Genomic DNA, 21,409 nt, shown 5'->3' on the forward strand with positions numbered 1-21,409 from the left:
TAAGACATAAGGGAATTTAAAACGTTGCATCAATGTATAAAAAAGTTTAAATAAACCTCACACCTGTAAACTTTAATAAAAACCATCAAATCTTTTACGCAATTTATCTGTTAATTTCGAAAGAGGATCACCCCTCATTATTATTTTTAAAGCTTCATGCAAACTTTTAACTTCATGCCATGGAAATTGATTTAATCTTAAACGAACTGGATACTGTACACCAAAAAGCTAATCTGGCTTTTGAAAGAAAAGATATTAGCCTATACATGAGCCAATTTGATGATGGCATACAATACAGCAATGCCGATGCCACCGTGTATGACAGAAAAGAACTGGTTTACCAAACCGAAAAGTATTTTAAGAAAACGAAAGAGATTTCTACCACACACTATCGGCTAAGATCATCCATTGATGGTGAAATAGTATCCGAAAAGATTGCCAGGAAAACAGTTGTTCAAGTGAAAGGAATAGTCTTCTCTAAAAAACAAACTATCCAAACAGAGGAAATTTTCCAATGGAAGAATATGGGTGGCAACTGGAAAGTAATAGCCGTACAGGTAATCCTGGAAGAGAAATATTAGCCCATTTCTATTTATTGACTTACATCATAGTTTAGCTTTTTTTATCCCTGCATCTTTGTCTTAAAAACAAAATTCATATGAAAAAAGCATATTTTAAATACCTCAACACACTACTGGTAGTCATCCCAATGACCTTAATTATGGCATTTGTAGGACTGATGCGGAACTATGGTTTTGGTGAAGATTGGTTCATTAAATTTTTAAAGGCCTGGAGCGTGATGTTACCAGTATCATATCTTTCTGCCTTTATCATTATTCCTATTGCCCGTAAATTTGCAGAGAAAATTGCGTCAAAAAACTAATTCGCTATTAAAATAATGTACCAACAGCTTTCAAATTATATCAGCCATCGTATTGAAATTAGTGAACATGATCTGAAAACTGTTTTATCGTTTTTTACTATATCAAAAGTAAAGCGGAATGAACACTTGGTAAGTCCAGGTCAAATTAGCAATAAAATATATTTTGTAACCAAGGGTTGCCTGCGAATTTATTTTTTAAATGAAAAAGGCAGTGAAGCAACCAGGCTCTTTGCTTTCGAAGATCAATTTGTAACAGCTTTGGTTAGTTTTGTTACCGAAGAGAAGTCTTTGGAATTTGTTCAGGCTACAGAAAGCACCACATTGCTGAGCATTAATAAAACCGATTTCTATAACCTTTTAACAATTGTTCCACATTGGGAAAAACTATATCGTCATTATCTGGAGTATGCCTATGTAACCAACACCAACCGTTTAATGTCATTTATCACATCAGATGCTACGGAAAGGTATCAGCAATTACTTCATCAACATCCAATCATTGTGAAAAGACTGTCAAATAAAATGATTGCATCATACCTGAACATCTCGCCGGAAACACTGAGCAGATTAAAGTCTAAGGGTTAATGCCTTTTTATGAATGATTAAATTCTGAATAAGGCAATGGTTATTAAATTTGATATTTTCCTGTTTAAGAAACTATTCACCTTAAACTGCTTAAGTAGCTAAAAAACCTCGGCGCTTCTATTCCAAAGTTTAAAACTAATTCGGTATTTTTGCCGCTCAATTTAGATTACAATATATGTTAAGAACAGTAACTTGTGGTGCACTCACCCTTAATAACTTAGGCGAAAGTGTAACCTTGTGTGGTTGGGTACAAAAATCAAGAGATTTAGGTGGGATGACTTTTATAGACATCCGCGATCGTTATGGTATTACCCAGTTGGTTTTTAACATGGATGATAACCGCGAGTTATGCGAATCTGCACGTACCTTAGGCAGGGAGTTTGTGATTAAGGCTTCCGGTATTGTTGTTGAACGGAGCAACAAAAACCCTAAAATGCCTACTGGCGATGTAGAGATAAAAATCACGGCTTTAGAAATTTTAAATGCAGCTAAACTGCCTCCATTCATGATCGAAGATGATACTGATGGTGGTGATGAATTACGCATGAAATATCGCTACCTGGATTTGCGCCGTAACCCGGTTCGCAATAACCTGGTTTTACGCCATAAAATAGCGCAATCTGTTCGTCGCTACCTGGATGCTTTAGATTTTATTGAAGTGGAAACCCCGGTTTTAATTAAATCTACCCCAGAAGGTGCAAGAGATTTTGTGGTGCCAAGCCGTATGAATGAGGGTGAATTTTATGCGCTACCTCAATCGCCGCAAACTTTTAAGCAACTGCTGATGGTTTCAGGTTTCGACAGGTATTTCCAGATTGTAAAATGTTTCAGAGATGAAGATTTAAGGGCGGATCGTCAGCCAGAATTCACACAAATAGACTGTGAAATGTCTTTCATTGAACAGGAAGATATCTTAAATACTTTTGAGGGCTTAATCCGTACGCTTTTTAAAGAGGTACGCAATTATGATTTACCAGAGGTTCCAAGAATGCAATACGCAGATGCTATGCGATTATATGGTTCTGATAAACCTGATACCCGTTTTGCCATGCAGTTTGTAGAATTGAATGATTTGGTGAAAGGCAAAGGCTTCCCGGTTTTTGACAATGCAGAATTGGTCGTTGGTATTAATGCCAAAGGGGCCGCAAACTATACTCGCAAGCAGTTAGATGAATTAACAGATTTTATCAAACGCCCGCAAATTGGTGCTACAGGACTTATTTATGCCCGTCATAACGAGGATGGAACCATAAAATCTTCTGTTGACAAGTTTTTCAATGAAGAAGATTTGAAACAGTGGAGCCAGGTATTTAAAACGGAAAAGGGTGACTTACTTTTAATTTTAGCAGGTTCTACAGATAAAGTGCGCAAACAATTGAACGAACTTCGTTTGGAAATGGGTAACCGTTTAGGGCTACGTGATAAAAATACATTTTCTGCGCTTTGGGTGTTGGATTTTCCTCTGTTAGAATGGGATGAAGAAACGGAACGTTATCATGCCATGCACCACCCTTTTACCTCTCCTAAGCCAGAAGACATTGCATTATTGGATACCGATCCAAAAAATGTACGTGCCAATGCGTATGATATGGTCATTAACGGAACTGAGGTTGGTGGCGGATCAATCAGGATTCATGACCGTACCCTTCAGGCACTAATGTTTAAACACTTAGGTTTCAGTGCAGAAGAAGCACAGAAACAATTTGGCTTCTTAATGGATGCCTTTGAATTTGGCGCACCGCCACACGGAGGTATTGCCTTTGGTTTTGATCGTTTAACATCCATTTTCGCTGGTTTGGATTCCATTCGTGATGTTATCGCTTTCCCTAAAAATAATTCGGGCAGGGATGTGATGATTGATAGTCCGAGTACTATTGATGAAAAACAATTAAAAGAGCTGAAAATTAAAACGGATTTATAAGGTTCATTAGTTCAGGGGGCTAAAATACGCCATAGCAGCCTTCTGTCTATCGGTGTGGTGCCTCACTAAGTCAAATTAATGCCCACAAATGCATTACATAAGATAAATTTAAGCTGGTAGATGAGACACCAACCAGTAGGGTAAAACGGATTTATAAGGTGCATTAGTTTAGTTGTTATTCGTTCATAGGGCTAAGCGCAGAAATACGAAATTACGAGCATAAACAAAAAACTCCTGATGATTCATCAGGAGTTTTTTGTTTATCTAATTTTCGCACCTCGTTAACTAATTAATGGATGACTAATGAATCATCAGACTAATATGTTTCGCTATCTGGCGGAATGCCATAATCAATAAACTTTTTTGCTTTTTTATCTTTTCTGCTGCCGAACCAGCCTTTAACCGAATTGTAAATTGCTGAAAGGTGTTCTGCATCTAAAGATTTACCAACCTTACCAGAAACCAGTCCGACTGCTGCTTTAGTTAAAAAGCCTGCACCCCTGAAAAGTGTTTTATTCATAAACATCGGCAGCAGCAAAGACATTGCTGTTCCGCTGATATTCAATTTCTCGTCAGCTTTGAAAAAATTATTCGGAGTAGCGTATTTTTTAATCAGTGCCCCAAAAGTAAACTGTTTTGCATAATTTTTTGAATCTGCAATAAGCAGGTTTTGTTTTAATGTATATTCTACCTTAAGTTCAAGCTTTTTGGCTTGCAAATCTTCCAGATTGCTGATATTTTTATAACTTCTCATCTTCTTCCTCCTTATCGGCAAGTTTGTTGAAATACTTACTAATTGCGATATTTATAATTGCCTTTTCGATGTATTTATCTTTAGTTAAATACACCACAACTGCAAGTAAAATATAAATTAATGAAACGCAGCCAAACCCTCCGGCATAACTATTTAAAACGCTAGATAAGAAGAGAGCCAATGTTACACTACCAAATAAGAATGCCAGAATAAAGCATACAATTACCACAGTATTGGTTACTAAATCAGCAAATATTTTAGATACCTTTTCCACGAGGTAAAGTCGGGTATATTCTACTCTTGCCTCTAAATAGCCTTTGGCATCATCGAAAATATCCTCGATACCTTTCTCTTTATTTTCTTGCATAGTTAAGATGAAATTTAACTGGGTGCCATAAAACACCCAGCTATTATTTTATTGCTTATGCGTGCTCTACGTCGTCACTATACTCCTCTTCAACACTTCTCAATTTGGTTTTAATTGAGGTCACGACTTTATCTTTCAGGCTGGACAGACTGTTAATTTCATCAGCAGCTTTGTCTTTAATAGAATCGCCTAAATCTTTTAAAGACTGGCTTAATTTATCGCGGGTTTCGTCACCTTTATCAGGTGCAAATAAAATACCTAAGGCGGCACCGGCAGCTAATCCTGCTAAAAGGGCAACTACAACTTTTGAGTTATCATTCATAATTATGTATTTTAAGGGTTTAACGTTTACAATATAAGGATTACTATATTATTTAATTGTTAAGCTGTAATTTATAACTCATTATGCTCATTATTTGTTTTAATTCTTTCTAATCTTTCTGAGGCAAGCGTGCTTGTTTCATAAATTTTAATCAGCAATATAAAGTAAGATAGCAAAAGCGGCCCAAAAACGAGCCCCAGAATCCCAAATAATGGGATACCAATAATTACGCCAATTACGGTGATGATGGGATGAATGTTGCCTACTTTTTTAGCAATAACAAACCTTAGCACGTTATCAATATTTATAATCACCACGAAACCAAAAATCAGCATTGCCCAACCTTCAAAATTATGTCCGTTCACAATTTGAAGAATAGCAGCCGGAACAAATACTACCGGAGGGCCCAAAACAGGCACGAAAGAAATAAATGTAGTAATTACACCCCAGAAAACAGGATCCTGATAACCCAAAACATAAAAAGATAAACTGACAAGCGAACCCTGAACCAAACAAATCAGCCCCTGGCCAAGTACATTTGCATAAGTAGTATTTTTCATTTCATCGCCAAAACGAAGTGCATTCTGTTCTCTGAAAGGGGCATACTTAACCAGAGAGAATTCAAATTGCTTTCGTTCTATCAGCATAAAGTAAAGCAGGAAATACATCACCAGCAAACTCAATATGATATTTACGGCGCTGGAAATTAAAGACGGGAAAAGCTGTGTGGCCCAATTACCCAGCCGGTTTAAACCTTCCTGAATTAAATTTTCATTAATTTTTAAAGGAAGCAGGTGCTGAATTTTAACCAATAAATTTTTAAAGAAAATTTCATTACTCCTTAACTCTGAAATTTTACTGATCACCATACTGCTTAATGCATAAAAAGGCAATATTATCAGCACTATACTTATGGTAATGAGCATAATGGCCACAATACGCTTATTCCAGTTTTTTACTTCGGCCAGATAAATATATACCGGACGCATAATGGTGTATAAGACCAGTGTAGATAGTATGGCAGAAAATATATCTTTTAATGAATAGGCAATCAGCACACCAAGTGCTATGATGATCACAAGATTAATATTCTGACGCTGTTTATAAGAAAATACGGACATAATTTAGAAGCACTGCAACATTTAAATAGCAAAACCCTGCAATTTGTTTTTAGCGATCTTCAGTTTTAAAGGCTTCATTTAATTTAAGGCCTTTCATTTTATTGTAGAGTGTCTTCCTGTCAATATTTAAAATTTGTGCTGCCTTGGTTTTATTAAAATTAACCTTTATTAAAGCATTTAGAATGGCATCATATTCTGCTTCCTTCGCTGCATTTTTTAAGGCTTTCGATGGATTAATCGCTTCAATACCATTTTTATGCTTCTCCTCACGACCAGTATAATTGGATAATTCCAATGGCAGAACATCAACCTGGATTTCGTTTCCATCAGTTAGCAGGGCTAATCTTCTGACTACATTTTTTAATTCGCGGATATTACCCGGCCAGCTATAATTCAGGAAGCATGTTTTTACCCCTTCAGAAAAACATTTAATTTTTTTATTCAGCTCCAGGTTTGCGACCATTAAAAATTTAGCCGCAAAAATTAAAATGTCATTCCCACGCTCTTTAAGTGATGGCAGATGAATAGAATACTCATTAAAACGGTGAAATAAATCCTCTCTGAATGTTCCCTTATTAATGTTCAAAGCAATATTTTCATTGGTTGCTACGATAATACGAACATCGATATCAATTTCTTTTGTACTTCCGATGCGCTTCACTTTGCGTTCCTGAACGGCCCTTAACAGAACGGCTTGAATTTCATAGGACAAATTTCCAACTTCATCCAAAAACAAAGTACCTCCATTAGCCTGCTCGAAATGGCCTATTTTGGTAAACAAGGCTCCGGTATAGGCACCCTTTTCATGTCCGAAAAATTCGCTTCCTGCAAGTTCTTTCGTTAATGAACCACAATCCATAGCGATAAAAGGCTTATCTTTTCTTAAACTGTTGGAATGAATCGCTTTAGCTACACATTCTTTTCCGGTTCCACTTTTACCTGTTAAAATTATACTATAGGATGTTGGTGCAATCAAATGAATTTCCTTCAGCAGCTCGCAAGAGGCTTCGCTTTGGCCGCAAATAAAATCAACAGGATCTGTCTCGTATTCTGCAACATCTTTTGCATTAGCCTGCAATACAATTTCCTTTAAGCTTTTCTGACTTTCGAGTGCAGTATGAATAGCCGCTAAAATTTTATCAGGATACAGGGGTTTGGTAATATAATCATACGCACCAAGTTTAATCAACTCTACGGCAAGTTTTACATCTGAATAACCGGTAATAATGATGACAATTGTGGATGGATGTTTATCCTTTACTTTAATTAAAATTTCACGCCCATCGGTATCATTAAGACGATAATCGCAGATAATCAAGTCGAACGTTTCCTGTGATAAAATCTCCATCGCAGCGGCACCCGATATAGCGTTTGACACTTCGAAACCATTCTTTGTTAAAAATTTAGACAGGAATAACCCTATACTTATTTCATCATCTACTATTAAAATCTTTTTATTCATGAGCGTTTACTAATTGTTTAGCTAAAAACCTCCAGATTAGCAGCAAGCATTCCTAAATAGAGCGATAATTTAGAAATTATAAAGATCAATGATTAATAAAAACAAACATATTTTAAGAGCAATTTACAATCCTAAATTCCCTTAAAGTGCGCTTTCCGCTTATCAATAAATGCAGAAACACCTTCTTTAAAGTCACTTGTTTCGAAACATTTCCCAAATTCTTCTATTTCAACGTCATAACCATTTAATGCATTAACACAAGTATTAACCGCTTTTATGGCAGCAGATACGGCCAATGGCGCGCGTTGTTTAATCAGGTTTAAAATTTCAGTTGCTTTATTCATCAAATCAGATGGATCGACTGTATGGTTTACCAAACCTATTTTCAGGGCTTCGTCTGCAGAGATCATACCAGCCGTCGTAATTAGCTCAATGGCTTTCCCCTTCCCAACCAGTTGGGTTAGCCTTTGTGTTCCACCATAACCCGGAATTAACCCCAGCGTAACTTCAGGTAAACCGAGTTTCGCATGTGAGGATGCAATGCGCATGTGGCAGGCCATGGCAAGTTCTAATCCGCCGCCCAAAGCAAAACCATTAATGGCTGCGATAAAAGGTTTTAGTGAATTTTCAATAGCATTAAAAACATCACGCTGCCCATTTCTCGCCAGTGCTTTCCCTTGTTCGGCATTGTAATCCGAAAATTCTTTAATATCCGCTCCGGCAACAAAAGCTTTTTCGCCTGCGCCCGTCAAAATCACACCTTTCACCTCTGCAGTTTCATTTGCAAATGAAACTACTTTTGCCAGTTCAGCTAGCGTTTCTTTGTTTAAGGCATTTAATGCCCTTTCGCGATTGATGGTCACATAAAGAATATTCTCTTTTATCTCTGATATTAAATGCTGATATGTCATAATTTAAAAATTTCTGTTTTCTGCTACCCAATTCTGAATGTATGCTACAATACTGGCCATGGTGGTTCCTGGCGGAAATAATTCTCCGACACCAATTTCCGCAAGTTTCATCCGGTCCGATTCAGGTATAATCCCCCCACCTGTTAACAAAACGTCGTCGAGCTGTTTTTCTTTCATAAAATGAATAATTTTTGGAAAGATGGTCATGTGTGCCCCAGAAAGTATAGATATGCCTATTGCATCCACATCTTCCTGCAATGCGGTATTTACAACCATTTCTGGCGTTTGCCGCAAACCCGTATATATTACTTCCATCCCGGCATCGCGTAGTGATGTGGCAATTACCTTGGCACCTCTATCGTGCCCATCTAATCCAACCTTCGCGACTAAAACGCGTATTGGTCTGTTTAATACTTTGCTCATGGTAATATTAAATTGATGTAAATGTATTGATTTTTCTTTTATGTGAATAGAGAATAGGTAACGGGAAATCAATAATAAAAATAGATTTCCAGCCCATTCTCTATTTTTACGTTTCTGCCTATAGATGGGAAATGATGAAGAGCAAAGCAAGCTCCATTTATTTACCGTTTCCAACTCCTTATTCATTAAGTTACTACTCAATTCCCTATTTATACATTTTCTATTTTCTAATCATTACCTAAATACGCTCAATCTTTTTACCTTTGCATTCCTAATTTACAGCTTTTTATGAGTGAAGAAAAGTCATTGAACTTTATTGAAGAAATTGTTGAGAACGACCTAAACAGTGGTAAGTATAAAACTCTAGTAACGCGTTTTCCACCTGAACCCAATGGCTACTTACACATTGGCCATGCAAAAGCGATATGCCTGAACTTCGGACTAACACAAAAATACGGTGGTTACACTAATTTGCGTTTTGATGATACCAACCCGGTTACAGAAAAAACAGAGTATGTAAACAGCCAGCAGGAAGATATTAAATGGCTGGGCTTTAACTGGAAGAATGAACTGTATGCATCAGATTATTTTGATGAATTGTATGCTTTTGCAGTTAAGCTTATTGAAAAAGGACTGGCATATGCTGATGAAAGTTCAGCTGATGAAATTGCTGCCTTAAAAGGCACACCTACTGAACCCGGACAGGATAGCCCATACCGTAACCGCAGTATTGAAGAAAATTTAGACATTTTCACAAAAATGAAAAATGGTGAATTTGCTGATGGAGCGTATATTTTACGGGCGAAGATAGATATGGCCAGCCCAAATATGTTGATGCGCGATCCAATTATTTACCGCATTAAACATGCCGAACATCACCGTACGGGCAACAAGTGGTGCATTTACCCTATGTACGATTTTGCACACGGGCAAAGTGACAGTATTGAAAACATCACGCACTCCATTTGTACATTAGAATATGTTTCGCACCGTGAACTTTACGATTGGTTTATAGAGAAATTAGAAATTTTTCCATCTAAACAATATGAATTTGCACGTTTAAACCTTACCTCAACGGTAATGAGTAAACGCAAATTACTGCAACTGGTAAATGAAAACTTAGTTAACGGCTGGGATGATCCACGTATGCCAACCATTTCTGGTTTGCGCAGAAGAGGCTTTACGCCGAAAAGTGTCCGTGAATTTTGTGAACGAATAGGTATTGCCAAGCGTGAAAACCTGATAGAACTAAGCTTGCTGGAATTTTGCATTCGTGAGGATTTAAATAAAACGGCTAATCGTGTAATGGCCGTTTTAGATCCAATCAAACTGGTGATCACCAATTATGAAAAAGGAACTGAAGACTTAATCGGTGAAAATAATCCTGAAGCGGAAGATGGCGGTGGTACCCGCACTATTCCTTTCAGCAATGAACTCTGGATTGAGCGCGAAGATTTTATGGAAGTGCCTGCTAAAAAATGGTTCCGTTTGGCACCAGGAGCAATGGTGCGTTTAAAGTTTGCGTATATTGTCAAGTGTGAGGATTTTGTTAAAGACGAAAATGGCAATGTAACTGAAATTCACTGCACCTATATTTCGGAATCAAAAAGTGGAAATGATACCAGTGGCATCAATGTTAAGGGAACCATTCATTGGGTGAGTGTTCAACATGCTAAAACAGCAGAAATCAGATTATATGATCGCCTGTTTACTTCTGAAACACCAGATGCGGAAGAAGGTGATTTTAAGGATTACTTAAATCCGGAAAGCTTAACGGTTCTTCCAAATGCTTACATCGAGCCTGCTTTGGCTCATGCCGATTTAGATAGCCGTTATCAGTTTATCAGAAAAGGATATTTCTGTTTAGATAAAGATTCTACATTTGAGAAACTGGTTTTTAACCGGACGGTTACTTTGAAAGATACTTTTAAGAAACCTAAATAGTTAAGGTATAACAACAGATAAACACGGATGAACTTAGATTTATCCGTGTTTTTTTATGCTTAATTGCTTAAGAATTTTCATGGGAACACAGAGATCAACCCTTCTACCATCAACCTTCCTACCTTCATCCTTTTTAGTATTTCGTATACACATTATACAATACCAATAAATCAACCGGCGTAAGCTTAGGTGTAATATCGCTTTGTATAAAGTGGCGTTTAAACCCAACTATTGCGGCGCCTAAATCGCTGGTATCATAACCCATTAATTTTAATGCATTTGGTCCATCAAAATCTGCCGGAGGATTTTTAAGCACATCATCATACCAATAACCAAAGCCTTTTAAAGCTAATTTTTTCCATGGAAATTTATTTGGGTCAGGCTTGCGTTTAGGGGCAATATCAGAATGGCCTATGAAATTCGCAGTCGGAATATTATAAGCCTTTTTTAAGGTCTCCAGTAATTTCACCAGGCTGTTAATTTGTGCATCCGGCCATGGGTCTGTTGTTCCGTTGTTATCCAGTTCAATACCAATGGAGGAAGAGTTTAAGTCTGTATCCTTTCCCCATTTCCCAATGCCGGCATGGTTTGATCGCAGATAATCATTTACCATATGCACTACTTTTCCATCACGGCCAATCACATAATGTGCACTAACTTCTGCCTTGGTAGAATGAAAGGTCTTGATGGTTTGGGCTAAGCTATCCTGGGCAGTGTGGTGAAGGATAACAAAATTAGGTTTACGTATCCCAAAATTTACAGAACCCACCCAGGTTTGATTTGTTGCGTTTTGGAGATCATATAACTGACCTTCAGGTGGTGTAGCTGAAATTATATTGGCAAATTCTTTACTCTTTTGCTTATAAATCTTTTCTGTTGCAGCATATTTATTCGTACTGCAGGAAGATAAGAATAATGCCAGAGCCAAAACAGAAGTACTTTTAAGAGAATAAGATTTTACAGGAAACATGATATGAATAAATAAAATATGAAGGTACAAAGTTATATTAAACTTCATCCATTACATCAAACTTTATACAAAGCTTTCAAATTTTAGTAATTTAGTCGCGATATATCTTAATCATGAAAAAACTATACAAACCTATACTATTTGTATCGGCAATAGCCTGTTCTGCAAGTTTATTTACGGCTTGCACCAACAATAGCAAACCCACTGAAGAAAAAGTAACCGTAGTACAAAAAGATAGCTTAACAGATTATGTAGCCAGTCGGCTCCCTATATACGAGCGGGTAAAGCTCAGCACAAACCTTAATCAGCTTAGTATTAATGACCGCAAAATTTTGCCGCTTCTTATTCAGGCGGCTGAAATTATGGATGAACTCTACTGGAAACAGGCCTATCCGCAACGAGATAGCTTACTGGCAACAGTTAAGGACGAAAAAACCCGTGAATTTGTTAACATTAATTATGGGCCATGGGATAGACTCAACAATGATAAGCCTTTTGTTGCCGGCGTGGGAAATAAACCTGAAGGTGCTTCATTTTATCCATATGGCACTACCAAGGAGGAAATTGAAAAAGCTGAATTAGCAGATAAATACGGCGCATATTCTGTAGTAAAAAAAGATAGCCTCGGAAAATTCATTACTGTTCCTTATCATGTATTATTCGCTTCCGAATTACAAAGAGCAAGTTCCCTTTTGAAACAAGCAGCATTAATTGCAGAAGATGCTGGTTTAAAAAAATATTTAAACTTACGGGCTGATGCCTTAGTAACGGATAAGTTTACCGCCAGTGATTATGCCTGGCTGGACATGAAAACAAATGGCCTGGATATTATCATTGGTCCGATTGAAAACTATGAAGATAAGCTCTTTAATGCCCGTACCAGTTACGAAGCTTATGTTTTAATCAAAGATAAAGAATGGAGTAAGCGCCTGGCAAAATATGTAAAGCTATTGCCAGAGTTACAAAAGAATCTTCCGGTACCAGCAAAATACAAAACCGAAACTCCTGGTACAGATTCTGAATTGAATGCCTATGATGTGGTATATTATGCCGGAGATTGCAATGCAGGCTCAAAAACCATTGCCGTTAACCTTCCAAACGATGAAAAAATTCAGCAGGAAAAAGGAACCCGCCGTTCGCAGCTAAAAAATGCGATGCAGGCAAAATTTGATAAAATCCTTCTTCCAATATCTAAAGAACTAATAGACTTAGACCAGCAGCAATACATCAAGTTCGATGCTTTTTTTGCCAATGTAATGTTTCATGAGGTTGCACATGGTTTGGGCATTAAAAAAACCGTTACCGGGAAAGGTTTTGTTCGTGAGGCTTTAAAAGAACAATACAGCTGGCTGGAAGAAGGCAAAGCCGATATTTTAGGCTTGTACATGGTTACCGGCTTGCTGAAAAAAGGTGAATTACAAGGCGATATCAAAGACTATTACACCACGTTTATGGCAGGTATTTTAAGATCAGTTCGTTTTGGCGTTTCAGAAGCACATGGTAAGGCCAACATGCAATGCTTTAATTACTTTGCAGAGAAAGGTGCTTTCGAGCGAACCTCCAAAGGAACCTATAAAGTTAATTTCGAAAAATTTGGTTCTGCAATGAATGAGCTCAGTGCATTCATCATCACTTTACAGGGAAACGGAGATAAAGCAGCTGTAGAGAAAACGCAAAAAGAAAAAGCAGTTATTCCGGCTACACTACAGCAAGACCTTGACCGCCTGACCAGAAAAAACATTCCTGTTGATGTTGTTTTTGAACAAGGTGTAGACGTATTAGGCGTTAAATAATAGCAATAAAAAACCACACATCGTTTTTTGATGTGTCAAATAAATCCCTGATTGGAAGACTAATATTCGTCTTTCAATCAGGGATTTTCTTTTTTTTTGAAAACGGCGTAACCTTTTAAACAAACGTTCGTCTTACTGATAACTAAACAATGGGAACAATTCGTTTCCAGGCTAAACTATAAAGATAAAGGCAAAAAATAGAAAACGGATACAGATGCGTTATGGGAATTATTTGGCCTGGATTTTTAAACTTTAAACCTAAACAAATGAAAATTTTATATAAAATATCCTTCATCATCTTTGCTGCCTGCTCTTCAGGAAGTTTATTTGCGCAAACTTCACCTCAGCCTAACCTAAAGGGAATTATTCTTGATGAGCAGAAAAAACCAGTAGATTATGCAACAGTAGTATTATATAAAGCAGCCGACTCAAGTATTGTAAAAACCAGTTTTACAGATCAGAATGGTGTTTTCGGCTTTAACGTAAGTGCAAAAGGAACTTATTTCTACAAAGCCAGTAATATGGGCTATAAAACGTTTAAAAGTAAAACCATTACCCTTACCGATGAAAATCAAAAAGTAGATTTTGGTTCGGCACAACTGGTTTCCAGCACGCAAGATTTAAAGGAAGTTAGTATCGCAGTGACCAAACCATTAATTGAGAGAAAGATGGATAAAGTGGTAATGAATGTATCCGGCAGTTCCATCATGACAGGATCTACGGCACTGGAAGTTTTACAAAAAGCACCAGGTGTTTCGGTAGATCAGAATGATAATATTTCAATGCAGGGAAAGCAAGGTGTATTAATTCAGCTTGATGGAAAACAAACTTACATGAGTAGTGCAGATGTGGCGAACTTACTTCGAAACATGCAAAGTTCAGAGATAGAAACAATAGAATTGATTACCAATCCATCATCCAAATACGATGCAGCCGGAAATTCAGGTATCATCAATATTAAAACCAAGAAAAACAAAGCTGGCGGCACCAATGGAAGTTTAAATGCTACGGCCGGATATGGTAAAAACTTTAGAGGCAATACAGGCTTAAACCTGAACCACAGAACAAAAAAGCTAAATCTTTTCGGGAACTATAACTACGGCAAAACTACGCGTGAAAACATCATCACCATTGACAGGATTTCTAACGGCACACCCGATACTTATTTCATGCAGGCCGGATCAAGCTTACGGAAGCAGCAAAACAATAATTTTAAAACTGGTTTAGATTACTTCATCAATAAAAATAATACTATTGGGGTATTGGTGAACGGCTATTTTAACCACGGAACGGAAGCTTCGAAAAACAATACCTTAATTGGCCCGTCTTTCCAAAAAGTAGATTCAACACTGGCATCTAATAGTTTGCAAACCAATAAATACAATAATATTTCTTATAACCTTAACTATAAATCGGTTCTGGATACCGCAGGTTCTGAAATTTCAGCTGACTTTGATTACTCAAAATACAATGGAAACGATGGTTCTGCATATGAAAATGATTATATGTTCGCTAATGGCAATAGAATTCGCCCTGTTAATTATACCAGAAATGGTACACCATCCAAAATTGATATAAAAACCTTTAAAATTGATTATAATGTTTCATTAAGTAAAACCATAAAGCTTGAAGCAGGCTTAAAAAGTAGCTGGGTAAAAACAGATAATGATTTGCAGGCTGAGGAACTGGTTAATAACATCTGGCAAAATGATGTTCGCCGCAGCAATCAATTTGTTTATGACGAGAATGTAAATGCAGCCTATACAAACATTAACAAGCAATTTAAAAACACCAGTATCCAGCTTGGTTTAAGAGTGGAGCAAACCAATTCTAAAGGGAATCTGGTTACCACCAATACGATAGTTGAACGTGATTATTTCGATTTTTTCCCGACATTATTCGTGCAACAAACACTCTCTAAAAATAATCAGTTAGGATTTTCCTATAGCCGCAGGATAGATCGCCCAAGCTATGATGCTTTAAACCCATTTGTTTATTACCTGGATCAATATACCTACAATAAAGGTAATCCATTTTTAAAACCGCAGTATACCAACAATATGGAACTGAGTTACACTTTCATGCAGAAATATATGCTCTCGGTAGGTTATAGCAGAACCAATGATGTGATAACAGAAGTTTTACTACCAGATTCTGCTCAAAAAGCGTTGTTTCAAACCAATGAAAATTTAGCTAAAAACACCAGTTATAATGCCAACCTGAATATCCCGGTTCAGGTAGCCAAATGGTGGTCGATGAATAATAACCTAAATGTTTTTTACCTGAGTTTTGAAGCCCCGGATTTAGCTGGTGTAGCCCTAAAAACAGGAAAGACTTCCTTCCAGTTTAAATCTCAACAAAACTTTACCATCGCAAGCGGCCTTACAGCAGAATTAAACGGCAGTTACGAATCGCCACTGGATTATGGAACACTGAGAATTAAATCACGCTATTCTATTGATGCGGGTTTGAGTAAATCATTCCTGGGTAAAAAAGCTTCACTGAAATTGGCTTTATCGGATATCTTTAACACTTATAAAAATGATATCTCCAGCGCTTACCCGGGTTTAAAATATGAAGTACATCAGAAAAATGAAAGCCAGATTGGCAGAATAAGTTTCACGTACCGGTTTGGTAAAGAAATTAAACCAGCCCGCCGCCGCTCTACCGGTTCAGAAGATGAGCAAAACAGGATGAAGAATTAATAATATTAATGATTTGATATTAATGCCTCCCTATTTACCAGCACACTTTACAGCAAAAAGGGCGATGTTTCCATCGCCCTTGGCTATTTATTTACTCAAATACATTGATTTATCTTTGTAAAGTTTACGGAAGTAAGGATCTTCCAGATCTTTAATGAAGCGAATGGCCTCACCTGTTGATTTCATTTCCGGACCTAATTCTTTCGTCACCTCAGGGAACTTCTCGTAAGAGAACACCGGCTCTTTAATCGCATATCCTTTTAACTTCCGTTCGATGGTGAAATCTTTCAATTTCGCTACCCCTAACATAATCTTCGCAGCGATGTTAATGTATGGAACATCATATGCCTTGGCAATGAAGGGAACTGTACGTGATGCTCTTGGATTAGCCTCGATTACATAAACCTTTTCATCTTTGATGGCAAACTGAATGTTCAATAAGCCACGTACATCTAATGCTTTCGCAATCTTAACCGAATACTCTTCCATTGCTTTAGTTACCGATTCAGGCAAGCTAAAAGTAGGTAATACGGCAAACGAATCACCGGAGTGGATCCCCGCTGGTTCAATATGTTCCATCATCCCAACAATGTGAACGTCATCACCATCAGAAATCGAATCGGACTCCGCTTCTTCTGCCCGATCTAAAAAGTGATCGATCAATACACGGTTACCTGGTAAATCGCCCAATAATTTTACTACAGCTTTTTCCAGGTCTTCATCGTTAATCACGATACTCATTCCTTGTCCGCCTAATACATAACTCGGGCGCACCAGAACCGGATAACCTACTTCATTGGCAACCACAATGGCTTCTTCAGCATTTTCTGCTACACCATATTTAGGATATGGAATATCTAATTCTTTAAGCAAGTCAGAGAAACGACCACGATCTTCAGCGATATCCATGTTCTCAAAAGATGTTCCGATGATTTTAACACCAAGCTGTGTTAATTTTTCAGCCATTTTCAAAGCGGTTTGACCACCCAACTGAACGATCACACCAACTGGTTTTTCCAGCTCAATGATTTCACGAACATGTTCCCAGAAAACCGGCTCAAAGTATAACTTATCGGCCATATTGAAATCTGTAGAAACTGTTTCCGGGTTACAGTTAACCATAATGGCTTCGAAACCAGATTCTTTAGCGGCTAATAAACCGTGCACACAAGAATAATCAAATTCGATACCCTGACCAATACGGTTCGGGCCAGAGCCTAAAACAATTACTTTTTTGTTGTCTGTAGGGATTGATTCATTTTCCTCATCAAAAGAAGAATAATAGTAAGGTGTTTGTGCAGGGAATTCGGCAGCACAGGTATCTACCATTTTGTACACCCTGTTGATGCCTAAAGCCTTCCGGCGATCGTAAACTTCATCTTCCGTAACATTTCCTAACAACCAGGCAATCTGAATATCAGAGAATCCTTTTTGTTTCAGGGTGAAGAAGAAATCCTGAGGGATGTTATTTAATGAATATCTTTTTAATTCAGTTTCCAAAAGAACCAGATCCTGGATCTGGTTTAAGAACCATTTATCAATTTTGGTTACCTTACGGATAGATTCCAAAGGCACCCCCATTGTCATGGCATCTTTTATTAAAAACAGACGGTTCCACGAAGCATGCTCCAGGCCATCCATAATTTCTTCAATGTTGCGCACCTGTCTGCCATCAGCTCCTAAACCTGCACGGTTGATTTCCAAACTCTGACAAGCTTTTTGTAAAGCTTCGATAAAGGTACGACCTATCGCCATTACCTCACCTACAGACTTCATTTGTAAACCCAGTTCTTTGTTGGCACCTTTAAATTTATCGAAATTCCAGCGAGGGATTTTAACGATTACGTAATCTAAAGTAGGCTCAAAGTAGGCTGAAGTTGTTTTGGTAATTTGATTTTCAATCTCATCCAAGTTATAACCGATAGCTAATTTCGCCGCAATTTTAGCGATTGGATAACCTGTAGCCTTACTGGCTAAAGCAGATGAACGGGATACACGCGGATTAATTTCGATGGCGATAATGTCATCATTTGCAGGATTTACCGAGAATTGAACATTACACCCACCAGCAAAAGTACCGATAGCACGCATCATTTTAATGGCCTGATTACGCATTTCCTGATAACAACGGTCAGATAAGGTCATCGCTGGTGCTACAGTGATGGAATCTCCTGTATGGATACCCATCGGATCGAAGTTTTCAATCGAACAGATAATGATTACATTATCATTGCTATCTCTCAATAGCTCCAATTCGTATTCTTTCCAGCCTAAAACAGCTTGTTCTACCAAAACCTCATGTGTTGGCGAAGCTTCTAAACCACGTTTAAGTGCAGCGTCAAATTCTTCCTTTCTATGCACAAAACCACCACCAGAACCACCTAAGGTATAAGAAGGACGAATTACCAACGGAAAACCAATTTCCTGAGCAGCTTCTTTACCTTCTAAAAATGAGTTGGCAATTTTAGACGGCGCTACACCTACACCTATATCAACCATTAACTGGCGGAAAGATTCACGGTTTTCAGTTTTTTCGATAGCTGCTACATCAACACCGATCACTTTAACACCATATTTTTCCCAAACACCACGCTCGGAAGCTTCTACACAAAGATTTAGCGCCGTTTGACCGCCCATAGTTGGCAAAACGGCGTCAATTCTAGGTAAATCTGCAGAGTCGATATGCTCCTGTAAAATTACCTCTATGGAATCAACTGATAAAGGCCGAAGATAAACATGATCTCCGATAACCTTATCCGTCATAATCGTAGCCGGATTAGAGTTGATAATGGAAACGGTAATTCCTTCTTCTTTTAAGGAAAGTGCCGCTTGTGAACCCGAGTAGTCAAATTCGCAGGCTTGTCCAATAATGATTGGTCCCGATCCGATAATTAATACTGAGCGTATTGAAGTGTCTTTAGGCATGATTAAGCTTAAACAATGATTAAAATTCTAAAGTGTTTGACCTGTTAAAGGTGAAGAAGCAAGAAGGTTTTTTTGCTTTTTGAAGAGAAAATCCCAACTGTTCTGTCGGGATGCAAAGATATGTTTTTTGAAGTAGTTTTTGTTTAATTTTTTAAAATTAAAATACCCGAAATCAAATCCATAAAATTAACCTTTTCTATCCTTTTTTCTGAAGATTAAACCAGGTTTAATGAAAGGGTTATACAGGTGTTTGCCATCAATAATATCTTGCTGGCGATGCATAAAGCAATGGTATCCTAAATTCCGGGAAATAAAAAAGGAGCTTGACGCTCCTTTTTCTATCTTTCAAAACTATTGCTTTAATACGACTTCACCCAGATCAGTAGTGGCACTGTCTTTAACAGCAACGTTTTCAATAATCGCATCCTTGTAGGGTGCATTTGCTTTGATCACAAGTGTATAAACACCTTCTTTCAGATTGGTAAAAGAAAAACTACCCTGATTAACTGTTACCGTCATCGTATCCTGCCCGGCAATCAGTGAAATCCCTGAAACGGCATCGGCATGGCTTACCCGTCCTACAATACCGCCTAATTTGACGAAGGTAAAAGCTACAAACAGAATAGATGAAAGGATTAATGCCACGCAAAAAACACTCAGCTTTTTCATATTAATTTATTTTAGTCTTTTTTCTAAAAATTTCATCTCAATAGTGCCCATCTTAAACGCATCATACAACTAATTTGTTTGTAGCAGAAATTGAACACTGTATTCTTTTTTAAATAATCAGGCTCAAATATTGTCCTGTACAAATTTCATATTAATTGTAAACTGAGCGCAAAAGTAATGAACAATCGTTAAAATTCTGTTAAAATGTAACATAAATATAGTGTTAAAAGAACACGAAGTCATGTTTAAGTCATGAATGATCCTAACCAGGATAATTGGCAATAATGTTGTAATAAGCAGAACATATATGCGTTTTGTATATACTTTAGAAAAAGATCTAAAGCTTCCTCCGCGGAGTAGTTAACCGCAATGAGGATTTCTTCATAAATAGTTTGTTTGGTTTATTATCCGGTTAGAGGAGCCCTCCTCTACCGGATTTTTTCTTTTATGGCTTTTTCTTTTACTTTTGATAATATGATCGTGTTAATAGCATCATTTTTTCAATTTGTTACCTCACAATTCCAGCAGACAACGCTTTTAGAATGGGCTGCGGTAATTACTGGCTTCCTTTGTATTTATCTTGCCGCTAAAGAAAGTATCTGGAACTGGCCGGTTTCTATCATCAGTGTGGTGGCTTATGGCTTACTTTTTTTCAGAGAAGCGATGTACGGCGATATGACACTGCAGATTTATTTCTTATTTACCGCTGTTTATGGTTGGTATTTCTGGATCAGGAAAAAAGTAGAACAACACCGGCCAATTTCTAGGTTAACAGCAAAACAATGGTTTTTAGCTATTCTTTTTATTCCATTGCTAAGCATATTATTAGGTTGGTTTATGGATCGTTTTACCAATAGTAATGTGCCTTATGCTGATGGATTTTGCACGGCTATAAGTTTCACGGCCCAATTTCTCCTCACCAGAAAAATATTAGAAAACTGGTTACTCTGGGTTTTTGCTAACATCTGTTACGTTCCACTATTTATTTATAAAAACCTTAACCTAAGCGCATTACTTTATCTTGTACTGATCATCATTGCATTTAATGGATATTTAAACTGGAGAAAAACATATCGTGAACAAATTAGTTAAAAAAATTGCCATTGTCGGGCCAGAGAGCACGGGTAAATCAACGATGTCTCAATTGCTGGCAAAACATTATGGTGTTTCCTGGGTACCTGAATATGCCCGCTATTATTGCGAACACTTAACGGCCCCTTATACTTTACAGGATGAGGTAAACATGTTTTATGGACAAATTGCGCTGGAGGATGCCATTTTGGTTACCACTGAAAGCGACTTCATCATTTGCGATACCACGTTTGTTACCGTAAAAATCTGGAGTGATGAGATGTTGGGTAAAACGCCCCGGGTGGTATTGGATGCACTTCCGAAAAGACCTTATGACCTCTATCTCCTGATGGATATTGATTTACCGTGGCAGGATGATCCGCTTCGTGACTTCCCGAATCAGAGGGAATATTTTATGGAAGTTTGGCACCAGGAACTAAAGGCTTTGGATGCAAAATACAAGGTGATCGGTGGCTTAGGAAACCAACGAGTTGCGCATGCAATAAAGGCTATTGATGAGTTTTTAGAGAGATAGGGCTTCATCTTGTCAACGATCCGTAGGTTGCGGTAGGCTTATGGAAGT

Annotated in this window: 19 protein-coding genes; 9 read left to right on the forward strand and 10 right to left on the reverse strand. The window is 37.6% G+C overall.

The window, feature by feature from the left end:
- Positions 1-179: 179 nt before the first annotated feature.
- From OQ267_RS01145 to aspS, 4 genes are all read left to right on the forward strand, one after another.
- Positions 180-581, forward strand: coding sequence for a hypothetical protein (locus tag OQ267_RS01145; protein ID WP_265819235.1), 402 nt, complete (start codon positions 180-182; stop codon positions 579-581).
- 77 nt (positions 582-658) lie between these two features.
- Entirely contained in the window at positions 659-883 is a 225-nt protein-coding gene (locus tag OQ267_RS01150) for a DUF2798 domain-containing protein (protein ID WP_265834598.1), read from the forward strand.
- Positions 884-898: 15 nt separating this feature from the next.
- Positions 899-1,468, forward strand: coding sequence for a Crp/Fnr family transcriptional regulator (locus OQ267_RS01155; RefSeq protein ID WP_265834599.1), 570 nt, complete (start codon positions 899-901; stop codon positions 1,466-1,468).
- A gap of 175 nt (positions 1,469-1,643) precedes the next feature.
- Complete coding sequence (aspS, locus tag OQ267_RS01160; RefSeq protein WP_088299742.1) at positions 1,644-3,389, forward strand: aspartate--tRNA ligase; 1,746 nt, start codon at positions 1,644-1,646, stop codon at positions 3,387-3,389.
- Between the two features lie 316 nt (positions 3,390-3,705).
- Here aspS and OQ267_RS01165 read toward each other — a convergent pair whose 3' ends face one another.
- From OQ267_RS01165 to OQ267_RS01195, 7 genes are all read right to left on the reverse strand, one after another.
- The gene (locus tag OQ267_RS01165; protein ID WP_088299743.1) at positions 3,706-4,143 is read right to left on the reverse strand and encodes a hypothetical protein; all 438 of its coding nucleotides are present in this window, start codon (positions 4,141-4,143) and stop codon (positions 3,706-3,708) included.
- On the reverse strand, positions 4,130-4,510 hold the full coding sequence (locus OQ267_RS01170; protein WP_088299744.1) for a phage holin family protein: 381 nt from the start codon (positions 4,508-4,510) through the stop codon (positions 4,130-4,132). The genes OQ267_RS01165 and OQ267_RS01170 overlap by 14 nt, the downstream gene beginning before the upstream one ends.
- A gap of 55 nt (positions 4,511-4,565) precedes the next feature.
- Entirely contained in the window at positions 4,566-4,832 is a 267-nt protein-coding gene (locus tag OQ267_RS01175; RefSeq protein WP_088299745.1) for a YtxH domain-containing protein, read from the reverse strand.
- Between the two features lie 71 nt (positions 4,833-4,903).
- Positions 4,904-5,953: an AI-2E family transporter gene (locus OQ267_RS01180; protein WP_265819237.1), complete on the reverse strand. Its 1,050-nt coding sequence runs from the start codon at positions 5,951-5,953 to the stop codon at positions 4,904-4,906.
- Positions 5,954-6,002: 49 nt separating this feature from the next.
- Entirely contained in the window at positions 6,003-7,415 is a 1,413-nt protein-coding gene (locus OQ267_RS01185; RefSeq protein ID WP_265834600.1) for a sigma-54-dependent transcriptional regulator, read from the reverse strand.
- Between the two features lie 131 nt (positions 7,416-7,546).
- Positions 7,547-8,326: an enoyl-CoA hydratase-related protein gene (locus tag OQ267_RS01190; protein WP_088299748.1), complete on the reverse strand. Its 780-nt coding sequence runs from the start codon at positions 8,324-8,326 to the stop codon at positions 7,547-7,549.
- Between the two features lie 3 nt (positions 8,327-8,329).
- On the reverse strand, positions 8,330-8,749 hold the full coding sequence (locus tag OQ267_RS01195; protein ID WP_088299749.1) for a cobalamin B12-binding domain-containing protein: 420 nt from the start codon (positions 8,747-8,749) through the stop codon (positions 8,330-8,332).
- 288 nt (positions 8,750-9,037) lie between these two features.
- Here OQ267_RS01195 and OQ267_RS01200 point away from each other — a divergent pair, with 288 nt between their 5' ends.
- A complete protein-coding gene (locus tag OQ267_RS01200) occupies positions 9,038-10,693 on the forward strand; it encodes a glutamine--tRNA ligase/YqeY domain fusion protein (protein WP_265834601.1) in 1,656 nt (551 codons plus the stop codon).
- A gap of 133 nt (positions 10,694-10,826) precedes the next feature.
- Here the strand turns inward: OQ267_RS01200 and OQ267_RS01205 are convergent, their stop codons facing one another.
- The gene (locus OQ267_RS01205) at positions 10,827-11,663 is read right to left on the reverse strand and encodes an N-acetylmuramoyl-L-alanine amidase (protein WP_265819624.1); all 837 of its coding nucleotides are present in this window, start codon (positions 11,661-11,663) and stop codon (positions 10,827-10,829) included.
- A 113-nt stretch (positions 11,664-11,776) separates the two neighbouring features.
- Between OQ267_RS01205 and OQ267_RS01210 the strand changes: the two genes are divergently transcribed.
- Positions 11,777-13,456: a dipeptidyl-peptidase 3 family protein gene (locus tag OQ267_RS01210; RefSeq protein ID WP_265834603.1), complete on the forward strand. Its 1,680-nt coding sequence runs from the start codon at positions 11,777-11,779 to the stop codon at positions 13,454-13,456.
- Between the two features lie 266 nt (positions 13,457-13,722).
- Complete coding sequence (locus OQ267_RS01215; protein WP_265834604.1) at positions 13,723-16,161, forward strand: outer membrane beta-barrel protein; 2,439 nt, start codon at positions 13,723-13,725, stop codon at positions 16,159-16,161.
- Between the two features lie 87 nt (positions 16,162-16,248).
- Here the strand turns inward: OQ267_RS01215 and carB are convergent, their stop codons facing one another.
- Both carB and OQ267_RS01225 read right to left on the reverse strand, forming a co-directional pair.
- Positions 16,249-19,086 (reverse strand): carbamoyl-phosphate synthase large subunit, encoded by a 2,838-nt coding sequence (carB, locus tag OQ267_RS01220; protein WP_265819242.1) that lies wholly within the window; start codon positions 19,084-19,086, stop codon positions 16,249-16,251.
- 351 nt (positions 19,087-19,437) lie between these two features.
- Positions 19,438-19,755, reverse strand: a complete 318-nt coding sequence (locus tag OQ267_RS01225) for a carboxypeptidase-like regulatory domain-containing protein (RefSeq protein ID WP_088299754.1) — start codon at positions 19,753-19,755, stop codon at positions 19,438-19,440.
- A gap of 474 nt (positions 19,756-20,229) precedes the next feature.
- Here OQ267_RS01225 and pnuC point away from each other — a divergent pair, with 474 nt between their 5' ends.
- Positions 20,230-20,847, forward strand: coding sequence for a nicotinamide riboside transporter PnuC (gene pnuC / locus OQ267_RS01230; protein WP_265834605.1), 618 nt, complete (start codon positions 20,230-20,232; stop codon positions 20,845-20,847).
- Positions 20,831-21,361 carry an ATP-binding protein gene (locus OQ267_RS01235; protein ID WP_265834607.1) on the forward strand — a complete coding sequence of 177 codons (531 nt, stop codon included), beginning with the start codon at positions 20,831-20,833 and terminating at the stop codon, positions 21,359-21,361. The genes pnuC and OQ267_RS01235 overlap by 17 nt, the downstream gene beginning before the upstream one ends.
- Positions 21,362-21,409 lie beyond the last annotated feature (48 nt).

The organism is Pedobacter sp. MR22-3 (assembly GCF_026240075.1).
Taxonomy (GTDB): domain Bacteria; phylum Bacteroidota; class Bacteroidia; order Sphingobacteriales; family Sphingobacteriaceae; genus Pedobacter.

Coding starts and splice junctions, on each gene's coding strand:
- OQ267_RS01145 (WP_265819235.1), top strand. CDS start 180: ATGGAAATTGATTTAATCTTAAACGAACTGGATACTGTACACCAAAAA.
- OQ267_RS01150 (WP_265834598.1), top strand. CDS start 659: ATGAAAAAAGCATATTTTAAATACCTCAACACACTACTGGTAGTCATC.
- OQ267_RS01155 (WP_265834599.1), top strand. CDS start 899: ATGTACCAACAGCTTTCAAATTATATCAGCCATCGTATTGAAATTAGT.
- aspS (WP_088299742.1), top strand. CDS start 1,644: ATGTTAAGAACAGTAACTTGTGGTGCACTCACCCTTAATAACTTAGGC.
- OQ267_RS01165 (WP_088299743.1), bottom strand. CDS start 4,143: ATGAGAAGTTATAAAAATATCAGCAATCTGGAAGATTTGCAAGCCAAA.
- OQ267_RS01170 (WP_088299744.1), bottom strand. CDS start 4,510: ATGCAAGAAAATAAAGAGAAAGGTATCGAGGATATTTTCGATGATGCC.
- OQ267_RS01175 (WP_088299745.1), bottom strand. CDS start 4,832: ATGAATGATAACTCAAAAGTTGTAGTTGCCCTTTTAGCAGGATTAGCT.
- OQ267_RS01180 (WP_265819237.1), bottom strand. CDS start 5,953: ATGTCCGTATTTTCTTATAAACAGCGTCAGAATATTAATCTTGTGATC.
- OQ267_RS01185 (WP_265834600.1), bottom strand. CDS start 7,415: ATGAATAAAAAGATTTTAATAGTAGATGATGAAATAAGTATAGGGTTA.
- OQ267_RS01190 (WP_088299748.1), bottom strand. CDS start 8,326: ATGACATATCAGCATTTAATATCAGAGATAAAAGAGAATATTCTTTAT.
- OQ267_RS01195 (WP_088299749.1), bottom strand. CDS start 8,749: ATGAGCAAAGTATTAAACAGACCAATACGCGTTTTAGTCGCGAAGGTT.
- OQ267_RS01200 (WP_265834601.1), top strand. CDS start 9,038: ATGAGTGAAGAAAAGTCATTGAACTTTATTGAAGAAATTGTTGAGAAC.
- OQ267_RS01205 (WP_265819624.1), bottom strand. CDS start 11,663: ATGTTTCCTGTAAAATCTTATTCTCTTAAAAGTACTTCTGTTTTGGCT.
- OQ267_RS01210 (WP_265834603.1), top strand. CDS start 11,777: ATGAAAAAACTATACAAACCTATACTATTTGTATCGGCAATAGCCTGT.
- OQ267_RS01215 (WP_265834604.1), top strand. CDS start 13,723: ATGAAAATTTTATATAAAATATCCTTCATCATCTTTGCTGCCTGCTCT.
- carB (WP_265819242.1), bottom strand. CDS start 19,086: ATGCCTAAAGACACTTCAATACGCTCAGTATTAATTATCGGATCGGGA.
- OQ267_RS01225 (WP_088299754.1), bottom strand. CDS start 19,755: ATGAAAAAGCTGAGTGTTTTTTGCGTGGCATTAATCCTTTCATCTATT.
- pnuC (WP_265834605.1), top strand. CDS start 20,230: ATGATCGTGTTAATAGCATCATTTTTTCAATTTGTTACCTCACAATTC.